The following is a 14656-nucleotide window of genomic DNA, read 5'->3' as shown; positions in this document are numbered from 1 at the left end:
TCAACAATAATATTGCCAATGAAGTTTAAATAACGTAAAAAAATATGAATTTATTTGTATAATACTTTTTTTACTGCTTTAACAACATCGTCGCTATTAGGTAACCATTCTTCTAATAATACAGGAGAATATGGCGCAGGTGTATCGGCTGTGTTAATTTTTACAATAGGCGCATCTAAATAATCAAACGCTTCTGATTGCACGATATATGTTAACTCTGTTGACACGTTTCCAAAAGGCCAAGCTTCTTCTAAAACTACTAACCTATTTGTTTTCTTTACAGACTCTAACACGGCTTCTTTGTCTAACGGACGTACGGTACGTAAATCTATAATTTCACATGAAATACCTTCTTTCTCTAATTCGTCAGCAGCTTTGTAAGCTTCTTTAATGATTTTTCCAAAAGATACAATTGTTACATCATCACCTTTTCGTTTAACATCTGCAACACCTAACGGAATAACATATTCACCTTCTGGCACTTCGCCTTTATCTCCATACATTTGCTCACTTTCCATGAAAATTACTGGATCATCATCACGGATAGCAGATTTTAATAAACCTTTAGCATCATATGGATTTGAAGGCACAACAACTTTTAACCCAGGCGTATTAGCAAACCAGCTTTCAAAAGCTTGAGAGTGTGTTGCTGCCAACTGCCCTGCAGATGCTGTTGGTCCACGAAACACAATTGGACACTTAAATTGGCCACCAGACATTTGTCTGATTTTAGCCGCATTATTTATAATTTGATCAATCCCAACTAAAGAGAAGTTAAACGTCATGTATTCTACAATAGGTCTGTTACCAGTCATCGTAGAACCTACTGCTATACCTGCAAAACCTAACTCTGCAATTGGTGTATCAATAACACGTTTAGGGCCAAATTCATCTAACATACCTTTTGACGCCTTATAAGCACCATTATACTCTGCAACTTCTTCACCCATCAAGTAAACGCTTTCATCACGGCGCATCTCTTCACTCATGGCTTCACAAACTGCTTCTCTAAATTGAATTGTTTTCATTTTTATTTATTTAATCGGAAAGCAAAAATAACAATATTTCGTAAAAAGACATACGGGTTTTTTTTTATTTATCAATCTTGTAAAACCTTTGTATTTTTAGTAAGTGGGATTGAATTCAAAATCACCTATCAATGTTAAATTATTCTCAAAAAAACCGCGTATTATTTTAATTTTAGATTAAAAACCATCTTTTTTCTCAAAAAAACACAAATTTACTATGCGCGCATAACAAATATTCAAATTAAAATATTTAACTTCGTAACCTAAAATTTAAGTTATTCAAATTATAAAATATAACAAATATGAAAATATTAGTATGTATTAGTCACGTACCTGATACGACTTCAAAAATTAATTTTTCAGATGGCGATACAAAATTTGACACAAATGGTGTGCAATTCGTTATCAACCCTAATGATGAATTTGGTTTAACGCGTGCTATGTGGTTTAAAGAAAAACAAGGTGCAAGCGTAGACGTTGTAAATGTTGGTGGTCCTGAAACCGAACCAACACTTCGCAAAGCTCTGGCTATAGGAGCAGATACAGCTATAAGAGTTAACACAGAAGCTACAGACGGTTTTGCAGTCGCAAAGCAATTGGCAAATGTTGTAAAAAATGGTGGTTACGATTTAGTAATTGCTGGTCGTGAATCTATCGACTACAATGGTGGTATGGTTCCAGGAATGTTAGCTGGATTAACAAGTGCAAATTTTGTAAACAACTGTATTAGCCTTGAGGTTGATGGAACTTCGGCAAAAGCAGTAAGAGAAATTGATGGAGGAAAAGAAACTGTATCTACAGCTTTACCATTAGTAATTGGTGGTCAAAAAGGACTTGTTGAAGAAAGTGACTTACGCATTCCTAATATGAGAGGTATTATGATGGCTCGTAAAAAACCTCTAAACGTTGTAGAACCTGTTGACGCATCAGCTGAAACAGCTTCTGTTAAGTTTGAAAAACCAGCTCCAAAAGGTGCTGTTACTTTAGTAGATGCAGATAATGTTGGTGAATTAGTAAACCTACTTCACAACGAAGCAAAAGTCATTTAATTAACGTACAAAAAAGAAAAGATGTCAGTTTTAGTATATACAGAATCAGAACAAGGAAAATTTAAAAAAGTAGCGTTTGAAGTTGCTTCTTATGCAAAAGCTGTTGCAGACCAAATGGGAACAACAGTAACTGCAGTTACTATAAATGCCGATGACACATCAGCTTTAGGAAACTACGGTGTTGACAAAGTATTAAAAGTTAACGATGCTAGTTTAGATAAATTTAATGCTAATGCCTATGCAAGCATTATAAAACAAGCTACAGAAAAAGAAGATGCCAAAGTTGTTATTGTAAGCTCAAGTGCAGACAGCAAGTATTTAGCACCTCTTTTAGCAGTAGATTTAAATGCAGGTTTTGCATCTAATGTGGTTGAAGCGCCTTCTAGCACATCGCCATTTACAGTAAAACGTACTGCATTTACAAACAAAGCATTTAATATGACTACAATTAACTCTGATGTTAAATTAGTAGCAGTTTCAAAAAATGCTTTCGGATTAAAAGAAAATACTGCAAGTGCAGCTGCTGAAGATTTTTCAGCTTCTATTCCAGAAATAAAAGTACAAGTTGATGCTGTAGATAAAGTTACAGGTCAAGTTACTATTGCAGATGCTGAAGTTGTAGTATCTGGTGGACGTGGATTAAAAGGTCCTGAAAACTGGGGAATGATAGAAGAATTAGCAGATGTTCTTGGCGCTGCTACAGCATGCTCTAAACCTGTAAGTGATTTAGGTTGGAGACCACACAGTGAGCACGTAGGACAAACAGGAAAACCAGTAGCATCAAACTTATATATTGCGGTTGGAATCTCTGGAGCTATTCAGCATTTAGCAGGTATCAACGCTTCAAAAGTAAAAGTAGTTATCAACACAGATCCTGAAGCACCTTTCTTTAAAGCTGCTGATTACGGAATTGTAGGTGATGCTTTTGAAGTAGTACCAAAACTCATTGAGAAAATAAAAGAATTTAAAGCACAACAATAATTTTTTTTATAAATTGTATTGTTAAAGGACTGTTTGAATTTGGTCTAAATCTCCAAATCTGTTAATTTCAGTTTGGTAAAGTCCTAATTTAAACAGTTCTTTGTGTTTTTAAATTTATGAGCTTAGTTCGTCTTAACATAAAGGGCATTTCGTACAGCCAAACTCAAAATGGCGCTTACGCTTTGATTTTAAACGAAGTAGATGGTGACCGTAAACTTCCAATAGTTATTGGTGCTTTTGAAGCACAATCAATTGCCATTGCTTTAGAAAAAGAAATACGACCTCCAAGGCCCTTAACACACGACCTTTTTAAAAATTTTTCAGATCGTTTTGACATAATTGTCAAACAAGTCATTATTCACAAACTTGTTGATGGTGTTTTTTATTCTAGTTTAATTTGCGAGCGTGATAAAATTGAAGAAATTATCGATGCGCGTACTAGTGATGCCATTGCTCTTGCACTACGTTTTCAAGCACCTATATTTACTTATAAAAACATTCTTGACAAAGCTGGTATTTATCTAAAAATAAACCCTGAAAAGGAAAGCCCTGCAAATGAAGACAGTATTTTAGTAGATGATTTAATTGCTGAAGAAGTAGAAACAGGAAACCCTCAAGAACAGTTTAAAGGTAAAACACTTGAAGAATTACACAACCTTCTAGATGAAGCTGTTGCTAATGAAGACTATGAAAAAGCAGCAAAAATAAGAGACGAAATCTCTAAACGTTAACTAACTTTCTAAAACAAATGAAACATTTTTTACTAGCGATTACTGCTATTTTTTTTGGATTAACATCATCCGTATTCGCTCAAGACATAGAAAAAAAATGGCATGTTGAAGCAGTAGCTCAAACAGTTAATGATTCTCTTGCAACAATAAAAAAATCTGACACTTTAACTCTTGATGATAGTGCTTTTAAAATCACCAATCAATCTAGAACAAAAGCAACTGGTGATTACATGTATCAAAACAGCTTACTTGTCGCTTACTATGCCACGCCAAAAGAGCATACAGTACGCTATAAAATTAAAGATCTAACAGATTCTACACTAGTTTTAACAACTAAAAACACAACATATACGCTTTCATCAGTAAAAAATTTAGATGACGTTGCGGCAACAACATTAAGTAAATCTGAAGATACCATTATTCCTAGTCAAGGATTTTCTATGCAGAGTCTTGCCAGAGGAGCTTTAGGAATGCTCGTGCTTTTATTTGTTTCTTTTATATTAAGTAAAAATCGTAAAGCTATTAACTGGAAAACCATAGGTTTTGGTTTAGCCGCACAATTATTACTGGCTATTGGTGTTCTTAAAATTCCTTTTGTTCAAAAATCATTTGAATTTGTCGGAAAAATATTTGTCAAAATATTGGAGTTCACACAAGCTGGTAGTGAGTTTTTACTTGGCGGTATGATGGACGTAGAAAGTTTCGGGTTCATTTTTGTTTTTCAAGTATTACCAACCATTATTTTCTTTTCAGCGCTTACCTCATTATTATTTTATTTAGGAGTTATACAAGTAGTCGTAAAAGGCATGGCTTGGATTTTAACAAAATTATTAGGTATCTCTGGCGCCGAAAGTTTAAGTGTTGCTGGTAATATCTTTTTAGGTCAAACAGAAGCACCCTTAATGATAAAAGCCTATTTAGAAAAAATGACTAAATCTGAAATACTATTAGTCATGGTTGGCGGTATGGCCACAGTAGCTGGTGGTGTTTTGGCGGCTTACATTGGTTTTTTAGGCGGTGGTGATCCTGAATTAAAAGTTTTTTATGCTAAACACTTACTTACAGCCTCTGTAATGGCAGCTCCTGGAGCTATTGTTATTTCTAAAATATTATATCCGCAACAAGCAAAAATAAATTCAGAACTCGAAGTTTCTCAAGAAAGTATTGGTTCTAATATTTTAGATGCTATTGCTACAGGAACTACTGAAGGCTTAAAACTAGCAGCTAATGTTGGAGCAATGCTACTCGTATTTGTAGCCTTTATTGCTATGATAAATTATGGGTTTGGTAAACTAGGTGGCATTGTAGGGTTAAACACATGGATTGCTCAAAATACGCCATATACGGCATTTTCTTTAGAGTTTATTTTAGGATACATATTTGCGCCATTAATGTGGCTTATAGGTGTCGCTAAAGAAGACATGGCGCTTATGGGACAATTACTAGGTATTAAACTAGCAGCTAGTGAATTTGTAGGATATATTCAATTAGCAGAATTAAAAAACGCATCAAGCATCATGCACTTAAAGTTTGAAAAATCTATTATAATGGCAACTTATATGCTATGTGGATTTGCAAACTTCGCCTCAATAGGTATTCAAATTGGTGGTATTGGATCACTAGCTCCTGGCCAACGAAAAACACTTTCTGAATTTGGATTAAGAGCATTAATTGGAGGAACAATTGCATCCTTATTATCAGCAACTATAGCAGGAATGATTATAGGATAAGCAGTTAATAACTTTTTATATCATTTAAGGGTTATATCTTTTTGATTTAACCCTTTTTTATATTTTTATTTTTTCAGAAAAAGCAAAAATCATGAAGCAATATTTAGATTTAGTAAAGCATGTTTTAGAACACGGCAATGAAAAAGGAGATCGCACAGGCACTGGAACAAAAAGTGTTTTTGGTTACCAAATGCGATTTGATTTAAGCGAAGGATTTCCTATGGTAACAACTAAAAAGTTACACTTAAAATCTATTATTCATGAGTTATTATGGTTTTTAAAAGGAGATACCAATATCAAATATTTAACTGATAATGGCGTGCGCATTTGGAATGAATGGGCTGACGAAAAAGGAGATCTTGGACCTGTTTACGGACACCAATGGCGTAACTGGAATAGTGATGAGATTGACCAAATAAAGGAAGTCATTGAAACTCTTAAGAACAACCCAAATAGCAGACGCATGCTAGTTTCTGCTTGGAACCCTTCAGTATTACCAGATACATCAAAAAGTTTCAGTGAAAATGTAGCCAACAATAAAGCTGCTTTACCACCTTGCCATGCGTTTTTTCAATTTTATGTAGCTAACGGAAAATTATCTTGTCAATTATATCAACGTAGTGCTGATATTTTTTTAGGAGTTCCTTTTAATATTGCATCTTATGCGTTACTAACAATGATGATGGCACAAGTATGTGGTTATGAAGCAGGAGATTTTATACACACATTTGGAGACGCACATATTTACAGCAATCATTATGAGCAATTAGAGTTACAATTATCCAGAGAACCAAGGCCACTTCCTAAAATGCAATTGAATCCTGAAGTAACAGATATTTTCGACTTTACTTTTGATGATTTTACATTAGTAGATTACAATCCGCATCCACATATAAAAGGAGCCGTAGCTATTTAAAACCTTATAGCTACTCTTTATCTCACCTACAAACAAACCCCATAAACTATTCAATACAAATAAAATACAAAACAAACATCTCTAGCGTTGATTAATATTTTTTTATGAAAAAGCAGTAAATTTATTGTCTCATTTATTTTAAAATTATGTTCGGAAAGAAAAAGCAAACACCTCAAATAGATAAAGAGCAATTAGAACTTATAAAAACAGCTCAAAAACGTATTAAGCAAAAAAAACGCTTGTATGCTCATTTTATAGTTTTTATTATTGGTGCTGTTTTTTTAATTCTCGCTAACACTGCTTTAGGTATTGGTGAAACTATAAAACCTCTTGGAGTTGACTGGTTTGTTTATGCTATTTTACTTTGGTTCTTTTTATTTGTTTATCACTTTTTTAATGTATTTGTAACATCAAAATTTTTAAGTGAAAAGTGGGAACAAAAACAATTAGATAAATTAGTAGCACAACAACAAGAACGTATAGACGCAATAAAGGAAAAACTACTTATTGAAGAAACGCAAATTGCAAAACGAGAAGTGCAAAAAACACTTCAAGAGAAAAAGAAAGCAAACAAATCATCAACGCTAACAATAATTGTAGCTGCTGGTGAAGATAATGCTATAGGCAAAGACAATGATTTAATATGGCATTTAAGTAACGATTTAAAACGATTTAAATCCTTAACCAATGGGCATCACATTATTATGGGACGCAAAACTTTTGAAAGCTTTCCAAAACCACTACCAAACAGAACTCATATAGTTATCACAAGACAAGAGCGTTATCCTGCACCAGACGGAGTTATAGTTGTAAACAACCTAGAAGACGCTCTAGATGCTGCTCGACTAGACAAGCAACCATACATTATTGGTGGTGGCGAAATATACAAACAAGCTTTGTCTCTTGCTGACAAAATTGAACTCACGCGTGTTCATGGTACATTTGATGGCGCCGATACATTTTTCCCGATAATTGATAGAACTATTTGGAAAGAAACCAATAGTGTATTTCATGATAAAGATGAGAAACATCAATACAGTTTTTCTTTTATAACATATGAAAGAATTTAAAGAGAAGAACTATTGAGTTTACTTTGATCTAACACCTATAATCAAATTACAATCACTGTTTTTACATATAGACTTTAAACAAAACTCTCAAAATTTAATCTGTTACATTTCACGCTTTTTGCCTAATTTCGCTTTATGGTAAAAGAGGTACAATTACGTGTTTCTCTTCAAGAAGAAGAGCGCACGGATATTTTGGTTTTAAAATCGGCTAAAGCTTTAAAAATTCCAAAAGAAGACATTTCTGGTATAAAAGTAATGCGTAAATCTATTGACGCACGTAACCCAAAAATAATTTTCAATTATAAAGTTGCTGTTTATATCAAGGAGCCATTACCTCAATCATCACAATATACTTTTAATTATAGTGATGTTTCTAATGCTAAACCTATTCATATTATAGGATTTGGTCCCGCTGGCATGTATGCAGCTCTTCGCTGTATTGAACTTGGGTTTAAACCAATCGTTTTAGAACGCGGTAAAGATGTTCAAAATAGACGCCGTGATTTGCGTGCTATAAATCAAGATCATTTTGTTAACGAAGACTCTAATTATTGTTTTGGCGAAGGTGGTGCAGGCACTTATAGTGATGGCAAACTCTATACAAGAAGTTTAAAACGTGGTGATGTTCGTCGTATTTTTGAAAACCTGGTTTATCATGGTGCTACAGATCAAATTTTGGTAGATGCGCATCCTCATATTGGTACAAACAAATTACCTAAAGTTGTTCAGAATATCCGTAAAACTATTTTAAAATACGGTGGCGAAATACATTTTGAATCTCGCGTTACTGACTTTATTATTAAAGACAACCGCATACAAGCAATTCAACTAAAGAATGGTGATGAGCTAACTGCTAACCGCGTTATATTAGCAACAGGACATTCGGCTCGTGATATTTTTTATTTATTACACAAAAAAAACATAGCCCTAGAAGCTAAATCGTTTGCAATGGGAGTTCGTGTTGAACATCCGCAGCATATTATTGATTCCATTCAATATCATTGTCAAGGTGAGCGTCATGACTTATTACCAGCAGCGTCTTACAGTTTGGTACAGCAAGTAAATGAACGTGGTGTATACTCTTTTTGCATGTGTCCTGGCGGATTTATTGTTCCTGCTGCAACAGCAAATGGAGAAGTTGTAGTAAATGGTATGTCACCATCTAAACGAAATAATGAATTTGCTAATTCAGGCATTGTTGTTGAAATAAATGCTGATAAAGATTTATTCAAATATGAAGCGTTTGGTGTTTTAAAAGGTCTTGAATACCAAAAAGATTTAGAGCGCCTTGCTTACACAGCTGGAGGCCGTAGCCAAGTTGCGCCAGCACAACGCTTAACAGATTTTGTTGAAGGCAAATTATCAAATGATTTAAACCCTACATCATATCAACCTGGTTTAAACACATCACCAATGCATTCTTTATTACCAAAGCTTATAGGTAGTCGTTTACGTCAAGGATTTAAAGCCTTTGGAGAAAAAATGAAAGGCTACTATACAAGCGAAGCAAATATTATAGGTGTTGAGTCTAGAACATCATCTCCGGTAAGCATTCCTAGAAATAGCAAATTAGAACATCCTGAAGTGGCTGGATTATTTCCTTGTGGCGAAGGCGGTGGTTATGCTGGCGGCATAATAAGTGCTGCTATGGATGGCGAACGCTGTGCTGAGGCGGCTGCCGCAGGTTTATAAATAAAGGGATTAGTAAACCATCCGTTCTCTAAAAAAAATATTCCTATTTTTGCAGCATTAAAATTCAGAACACATGAACGCATATATTTTTCCAGGTCAAGGTGCCCAATTTTCAGGAATGGGATTAGACCTATATGAACAATCAACATTAGCTCAAGAATTATTTGAAAAAGCGAATAACATTTTAGGGTTTTCAATCACTGACACCATGTTTGAAGGATCTGCAGATGATTTAAAACAAACTAAAGTGACGCAACCTGCTATATTTTTACATTCGGTTATTTTAGCAAAAACATTAGGAGATAGCTTTAAGCCTGATATGGTTGCTGGACATTCATTAGGCGAGTTTTCTGCTTTGGTTGCCAATGGTGCCTTAAACTTTGAAGATGGTTTAAAGTTAGTTTCTCAACGTGCTTTAGCTATGCAAAAAGCTTGTGAATTACAACCTAGCACTATGGCTGCTGTTTTAGGTCTAGATGATGCTATTGTAGAAAAAGTTTGTGCCAATACAGATGGTATTGTTGTTGCAGCAAACTACAACTGCCCAGGACAGCTAGTTATTTCAGGAGAAGTAGAAGCGATAAACAAAGCTTGTGAAGCGTTAAAAGCAGAAGGTGCTCGTCGTGCTTTAGTATTACCTGTTGGTGGAGCTTTCCACTCGCCGCTTATGGAACCTGCACGAGAAGAATTGGCAGCTGCTATTGAAAACACGGCATTTAGCAAACCTATTTGTCCTATTTATCAAAACGTATCTACTACAGCTGTTACAGATGAGAACACAATAAAAGCTAATCTTATATCACAATTAACAGCTCCTGTAAAATGGACCCAATCCGTGCAACAAATGATTACTGATGGTGCTACATTATTTACTGAAGTTGGTCCAGGTAATGTATTACAAGGCTTGGTAAAGAAAATAAACAGAGAAGCCCAAACAGCATCTGCTTCTAAATAAGTCTTTTTTTAAAACATTGTTTACAAACACAAATTAGGTAATATGAAACTTTCTCGTAATGCTTTAATCAGCATCTTAATTATTGTTAGCATTGCGCTAGATCAAATTTCTAAAGTTTTGGTACGACTATATGTAACCCCGTATCAAGAAACAGAATTAATAGGCAAGTATTTTATACTAACAAATGTTGAGAATTCTGGAGCATTTTTGGGCATGGGAAGCGACTTAAACCCAACTTTACGTCTAATCTTTCTTTTATTACTGCCTATAGCTGTTTTAGGATATGTGCTATTTCATATTATAAAAAATAAAGATTTAGATAAATGGTCATTAATGGGCTTTTGTGTTATCATAGGTGGCGGAATAGCCAATGTTTATGACCGCATAGTTTATGGATCTGTAACAGATTTTTTTCATATCGATTTAGGTGGTGTTCTCAAGACTGGTATTTTTAATGTAGCCGATATGTTTGTAATGCTAGGCCTCGGATTTTTAATTTTAGGAAATTTTAAAAACAAAAAAGCATAAATAAAAAAGCCTCTGAATTTTCAGAGGCTTTTTTGTATTGAATTTACCTGGCTAAATTACAAGCTTCGCAATCTTTAATTTCCCCATAATAAGTTTCGCGATACTTATGGAGAGTTTTATAAGGAACACTTAAAAATTGCTTTCTAATATAGGTCACTTTGGTTAATAATTCACCCATCTTTGGGGTGTGTCTTTTCTCGTCTTTTGTTTGTCTTTTTACAGTAATCAGTTTCATAATATCATTTATCATTAAATACAAAGAAACAAACTTATATACCCAATTCCAAAAAACCAAAGTTAAATCATTGTTAATCAATGTGTTATTTTAAATTTGACAATTATATTGCTATATGATTAAAATATTTACAATTTAAACAGACATCTGTTTAGAATATTTTAATCGCTAAAAAGCCTTTTTTTAATATAAATATCTAGTTTTTCAACTTTTTTTGCCAATTCCATGCAGATCGCATTGCGTCATCAAGTGATAATTTTGATGTCCAACCTAATACATTATTAGCTTTTTCAGTATCTGCATATGCAGCAATTACATCGCCTTCTCGTCTATCTGCAATTTTATAGTTTAGTTTTTCTCCAGATACACGTTCAAAAGATTTTACTACTTCCAAGACAGAACTTCCTGTTCCTGTTCCTAAATTGAAAACCTCATAATTACTATCATTAGATCTAGATAACAACCGCTCTAGCGCTATAACATGTGCTTTGGCAAGATCCACTACATGAATATAATCACGAATACAAGTACCGTCTTGTGTAGGGTAATCATCTCCATAAACAGATAATTGCTCTCTAATTCCTATTGCTGTTTGGGTAATAAAGGGCACTAAATTTTGAGGTACTCCTATTGGCAACTCTCCAATATGCATAGACTCATGAGCTCCTATCGGGTTAAAATATCTTAAGGAAATTGCGTTTAAATCTTCATTTACCTTACAGGTATCTTTTATTATTTTTTCACCTATTTGTTTAGTGTTTCCGTAGGGTGACTCTGCAGGTTTTACTGGTGCACTTTCTTTTATTGGCAGCGTATCTGCTTGACCATAAACAGTACATGAAGAGCTAAAAATAAAGTTTAATAACTTTAAACCTTTTAATTCTTGAAGTATATATATAAGTGTATTTATGTTATTTTCATAATACAATAATGGGTTCCCAACACTTTCACCAACAGCTTTACTTGCTGCAAAATGTATAATCCCCTCTATATCTGCATGTTTTTTAAAAAACGCTTGTACTTTAGATTTTTCTCTTAAATCTAACTTTTCAAATTCTGGTTCTTTTTTTGTTATAGCAGTAATACCTTCTAAAACATTGATAGATGAGTTTGATAAATTATCAATAATAACAACATCAAATCCTTTGTTTTGAAGCTCTACAACAGTATGCGAACCTATAAAACCTAGCCCGCCAGTTACCAATATTTTAGCCATTAATAAATACTTTTATTTTTTCAGCTATAAAATTGATTTGCTCATCATCAAGCTCTGTATGCATTGGTAGCGATATAACCTCTTTTACTAATGCATTAGTTACATTAAAATCTGCCTCATTATATCTTTCATCTTGATAAGCTTTCTGTCTATGCAACGGAATTGGGTAATAAACACCACAAGGTATACCGTTTTCGTTTAAGTATTTGACTAAAGCGTCTCGATCTACACCATTTAATTTTAAAGTATATTGATGATAAACATGATTATCAGCTGTACCACATTCAAAAGGTGTTGTTATACTATCAATGTCTTTAAATGCTTCGTTATATTTTTTTGCTGCGTCTCTTCTTGCTTGATTGTAAGCATCTAAATGCACCAATTTAGCATCTAAAACAGCTGCCTGAATAGAATCTAACCTAGAATTTACACCTACTACGTCATGATGGTAACGCTCATACATCCCATGATTAACTATCCCTCTTATGGTATGTGCTAATGCATCGTCATTTGTAAAAATTGCACCTCCATCACCATAGCATCCTAAATTTTTAGAAGGAAAAAAAGATGTTGAAGCTACATGCCCTATAGTTCCTGCTTTTGCTTTTTGTCCATTACTGTAAGTATATGTCGCTCCTATTGCTTGTGCGTTGTCTTCTATCACATATAAATTATGCTCATGAGCAATCTCCATAATTGCCTCCATATTAGCACACTGCCCAAATAAATGAACAGGCACAATCGCTTTGGTTTTTGGCGTAATAGCCTTTTTAATAGCGTCTACATCAATATTAAAAGTATCTGGCTCAACATCAACCAACACAGGTGTTAATTGTAGTAAAGCAATCACCTCAACGGTTGCAGCAAAAGTAAAATCGGCCGTGATCACTTCATCTCCTGGTTTTAACCCAAGTCCCATCATGGCTATTTGCAGAGCATCTGTACCATTAGCACATGGTATAACATGCTTAACACCTAAATAGTTTTCTAAATTTTTTTGAAACTCATGAACCTTTGGTCCATTTATAAATGTTGTTGTCTCTATCACCTCTTGAATAGCTGGATTAACAACATCTTTTATACCGGAATATTGACCCTTTAGGTCAACCATTTGAATTTTTTTCATATCCTACGAAATTACAAAATTAGCAAACGTAAACCAATGAAATTTTACCAAAGAAATGTATTTTAGCATCAAAGAAAGAACTTTGGGTATTTTTTACAATTTTACTATTTATCTGGCTCAATTTGTATTGCACGTTTTATCTCTATTTAATGCTAAAATTAAATTGGGTGTGCGTGGTCGTAAAGAGACATTTCAAAAATTGAAAAATGCGATTCAAAAAAACGACAAAACACTCTGGTTTCATTGTGCTTCTCTTGGAGAATATGAACAAGGCCTTCCTGTTTTTAGAGCGTTAAAAAGTCAATTTCCTACACACAAAATTGTATTAACCTTCTTCTCTCCTTCTGGTTATGAAATAAGAAAAAACACAGATATTGCTGATGTTGTTGTGTATTTGCCTCTTGACTCAAAACATAACGCCAAACACTTTTTAAACATGGTAAATCCGGAGCTTACCATCTTTGTGAAATATGACATTTGGCCTAATTATTTGAAAGAGGTTAAAAAACGAAATTTAAAAGCCATTTTAATCTCTGCTCTTTTTAGAAAAAATCAATCTTTTTTTAAATTTTACGGAAAAGGTATGCAAGAAGCTTTATTTGCTTTTGAACATATTTTTACCCAAGATAATGACTCAAAAGAACTTTTAGAATCTATAAATTATAATTCGGTTACCATTTCTGGAGACACAAGGTTTGACAGAGTTTATAATCAATTAAAAATTGACAACACTTTAGACTTTGTTAATACATTTAAACAAAACAAACTATGTGTTGTAGCTGGTAGCACATGGCCTGAAGACGAAAATTTACTGATAGACTTTATAAACAATCACCAAAATGATAACGTGAAATTTATCATAGCGCCTCATAATATTAAGTCAAATCAAATAAGCAAACTAAAAAGCAGTCTCAATAAAAAAACAATTTTATTCTCTGAAAAAGATAGTAATGATCTCTCTCAATATCATGTTTTAATTATTGACACCATTGGGTTATTATCCAAAATATATAGCTATGCAAACATTGCTTACGTTGGTGGAGCCATAGGAAACACAGGATTACACAACACACTTGAACCTGCGGTTTTTGGAGTTCCTATAATTATTGGTAACCATTATGAAAAATTTCCTGAAGCTAAAAGCATGATTAAAAATCAAGGCATGTTTAGTATTTCAAATCAAGGTGAATTAAACATTATTCTTTCAGATTTGATTACAAATCAAACTAAACGTGAACATTCAGGCCGCTTAAACTTTGCGTACATAAAAAAAAATAAGGGTGCCGTCATCCAAATTATAGATTTCTTACGTAAATAGAATGATTTTAAATTTCGAAATAACACCCTATGTTAAAAAATGTTAAAAAACACTTGCATAGTTAACCAATAAGTTGTTACA

Annotated in this window: 14 protein-coding genes; 10 read left to right on the top strand and 4 right to left on the bottom strand. The window is 33.6% G+C overall.

Translation table 11 applies throughout. The annotated features are described in order from the left end of the window. Positions 1-50 precede the first annotated feature (50 nt). Complete coding sequence (locus ABD690_RS05400; RefSeq protein WP_344728057.1) at positions 51-1028, bottom strand: pyruvate dehydrogenase complex E1 component subunit beta; 978 nt, start codon at positions 1026-1028, stop codon at positions 51-53. 302 nt (positions 1029-1330) lie between these two features. Here ABD690_RS05400 and ABD690_RS05395 point away from each other — a divergent pair, with 302 nt between their 5' ends. The 9 genes from ABD690_RS05395 to lspA all read left to right on the top strand — a co-directional run bounded on the left by ABD690_RS05395 (position 1331) and on the right by lspA (position 10680). Then, positions 1331-2077, top strand: coding sequence for an electron transfer flavoprotein subunit beta/FixA family protein (locus ABD690_RS05395; protein WP_344728054.1), 747 nt, complete (start codon positions 1331-1333; stop codon positions 2075-2077). Between the two features lie 21 nt (positions 2078-2098). Beyond that, the gene (locus tag ABD690_RS05390) at positions 2099-3058 is read left to right on the top strand and encodes an electron transfer flavoprotein subunit alpha/FixB family protein (protein ID WP_344728050.1); all 960 of its coding nucleotides are present in this window, start codon (positions 2099-2101) and stop codon (positions 3056-3058) included. A 116-nt stretch (positions 3059-3174) separates the two neighbouring features. Further along, entirely contained in the window at positions 3175-3789 is a 615-nt protein-coding gene (locus tag ABD690_RS05385) for a bifunctional nuclease family protein (RefSeq protein WP_344728045.1), read from the top strand. A 17-nt stretch (positions 3790-3806) separates the two neighbouring features. After that, positions 3807-5519 carry a NupC/NupG family nucleoside CNT transporter gene (locus ABD690_RS05380; RefSeq protein ID WP_344728041.1) on the top strand — a complete coding sequence of 571 codons (1713 nt, stop codon included), beginning with the start codon at positions 3807-3809 and terminating at the stop codon, positions 5517-5519. Between the two features lie 91 nt (positions 5520-5610). After that, on the top strand, positions 5611-6435 hold the full coding sequence (locus ABD690_RS05375) for a thymidylate synthase (protein ID WP_344728036.1): 825 nt from the start codon (positions 5611-5613) through the stop codon (positions 6433-6435). A 146-nt stretch (positions 6436-6581) separates the two neighbouring features. Continuing rightward, positions 6582-7505, top strand: coding sequence for a dihydrofolate reductase (locus tag ABD690_RS05370; RefSeq protein ID WP_344728033.1), 924 nt, complete (start codon positions 6582-6584; stop codon positions 7503-7505). Positions 7506-7640: 135 nt separating this feature from the next. Further along, positions 7641-9197: an NAD(P)/FAD-dependent oxidoreductase gene (locus tag ABD690_RS05365; protein ID WP_344728031.1), complete on the top strand. Its 1557-nt coding sequence runs from the start codon at positions 7641-7643 to the stop codon at positions 9195-9197. Positions 9198-9270: 73 nt separating this feature from the next. After that, positions 9271-10152: an ACP S-malonyltransferase gene (gene fabD, locus ABD690_RS05360; RefSeq protein ID WP_344728028.1), complete on the top strand. Its 882-nt coding sequence runs from the start codon at positions 9271-9273 to the stop codon at positions 10150-10152. A 42-nt stretch (positions 10153-10194) separates the two neighbouring features. After that, positions 10195-10680, top strand: a complete 486-nt coding sequence (lspA, locus tag ABD690_RS05355) for a signal peptidase II (RefSeq protein WP_344728025.1) — start codon at positions 10195-10197, stop codon at positions 10678-10680. Between the two features lie 43 nt (positions 10681-10723). On the opposite strand, the gene ABD690_RS05350 is transcribed toward lspA, so the two are convergent. The 3 genes from ABD690_RS05350 to ABD690_RS05340 form a co-directional block, all read right to left on the bottom strand. Continuing rightward, entirely contained in the window at positions 10724-10915 is a 192-nt protein-coding gene (locus ABD690_RS05350; protein WP_344728021.1) for a hypothetical protein, read from the bottom strand. Between the two features lie 196 nt (positions 10916-11111). After that, positions 11112-12131 (bottom strand): UDP-glucose 4-epimerase GalE, encoded by a 1020-nt coding sequence (galE, locus tag ABD690_RS05345; protein WP_344728017.1) that lies wholly within the window; start codon positions 12129-12131, stop codon positions 11112-11114. Beyond that, on the bottom strand, positions 12124-13242 hold the full coding sequence (locus ABD690_RS05340; protein WP_344728014.1) for a DegT/DnrJ/EryC1/StrS family aminotransferase: 1119 nt from the start codon (positions 13240-13242) through the stop codon (positions 12124-12126). The genes galE and ABD690_RS05340 overlap by 8 nt, the downstream gene beginning before the upstream one ends. 70 nt (positions 13243-13312) lie before the next feature. On the opposite strand from ABD690_RS05340, the gene ABD690_RS05335 reads away from it, so the two are divergent. Beyond that, on the top strand, positions 13313-14575 hold the full coding sequence (locus tag ABD690_RS05335; protein WP_344728011.1) for a 3-deoxy-D-manno-octulosonic acid transferase: 1263 nt from the start codon (positions 13313-13315) through the stop codon (positions 14573-14575). Positions 14576-14656 lie beyond the last annotated feature (81 nt).

This window comes from Corallibacter vietnamensis (genome assembly GCF_039537875.1).
In the GTDB taxonomy this organism is placed as follows: domain Bacteria; phylum Bacteroidota; class Bacteroidia; order Flavobacteriales; family Flavobacteriaceae; genus Corallibacter; species Corallibacter vietnamensis.
This window is presented reverse-complemented; position numbering and strand designations above follow the sequence as displayed.

Bases quoted from the DNA above. Each gene is read 5' to 3' on its own strand.
- ABD690_RS05385 (WP_344728045.1), top strand. From the start codon at position 3,175: ATGAGCTTAGTTCGTCTTAACATAAAGGGCATTTCGTACAGCCAAACT.
- ABD690_RS05380 (WP_344728041.1), top strand. From the start codon at position 3,807: ATGAAACATTTTTTACTAGCGATTACTGCTATTTTTTTTGGATTAACA.
- ABD690_RS05335 (WP_344728011.1), top strand. From the start codon at position 13,313: ATGTATTTTAGCATCAAAGAAAGAACTTTGGGTATTTTTTACAATTTT.
- galE (WP_344728017.1), bottom strand. From the start codon at position 12,131: ATGGCTAAAATATTGGTAACTGGCGGGCTAGGTTTTATAGGTTCGCAT.
- fabD (WP_344728028.1), top strand. From the start codon at position 9,271: ATGAACGCATATATTTTTCCAGGTCAAGGTGCCCAATTTTCAGGAATG.
- lspA (WP_344728025.1), top strand. From the start codon at position 10,195: ATGAAACTTTCTCGTAATGCTTTAATCAGCATCTTAATTATTGTTAGC.
- ABD690_RS05370 (WP_344728033.1), top strand. From the start codon at position 6,582: ATGTTCGGAAAGAAAAAGCAAACACCTCAAATAGATAAAGAGCAATTA.
- ABD690_RS05400 (WP_344728057.1), bottom strand. From the start codon at position 1,028: ATGAAAACAATTCAATTTAGAGAAGCAGTTTGTGAAGCCATGAGTGAA.
- ABD690_RS05365 (WP_344728031.1), top strand. From the start codon at position 7,641: ATGGTAAAAGAGGTACAATTACGTGTTTCTCTTCAAGAAGAAGAGCGC.
- ABD690_RS05395 (WP_344728054.1), top strand. From the start codon at position 1,331: ATGAAAATATTAGTATGTATTAGTCACGTACCTGATACGACTTCAAAA.
- ABD690_RS05390 (WP_344728050.1), top strand. From the start codon at position 2,099: ATGTCAGTTTTAGTATATACAGAATCAGAACAAGGAAAATTTAAAAAA.
- ABD690_RS05340 (WP_344728014.1), bottom strand. From the start codon at position 13,242: ATGGTTGACCTAAAGGGTCAATATTCCGGTATAAAAGATGTTGTTAAT.
- ABD690_RS05350 (WP_344728021.1), bottom strand. From the start codon at position 10,915: ATGAAACTGATTACTGTAAAAAGACAAACAAAAGACGAGAAAAGACAC.
- ABD690_RS05375 (WP_344728036.1), top strand. From the start codon at position 5,611: ATGAAGCAATATTTAGATTTAGTAAAGCATGTTTTAGAACACGGCAAT.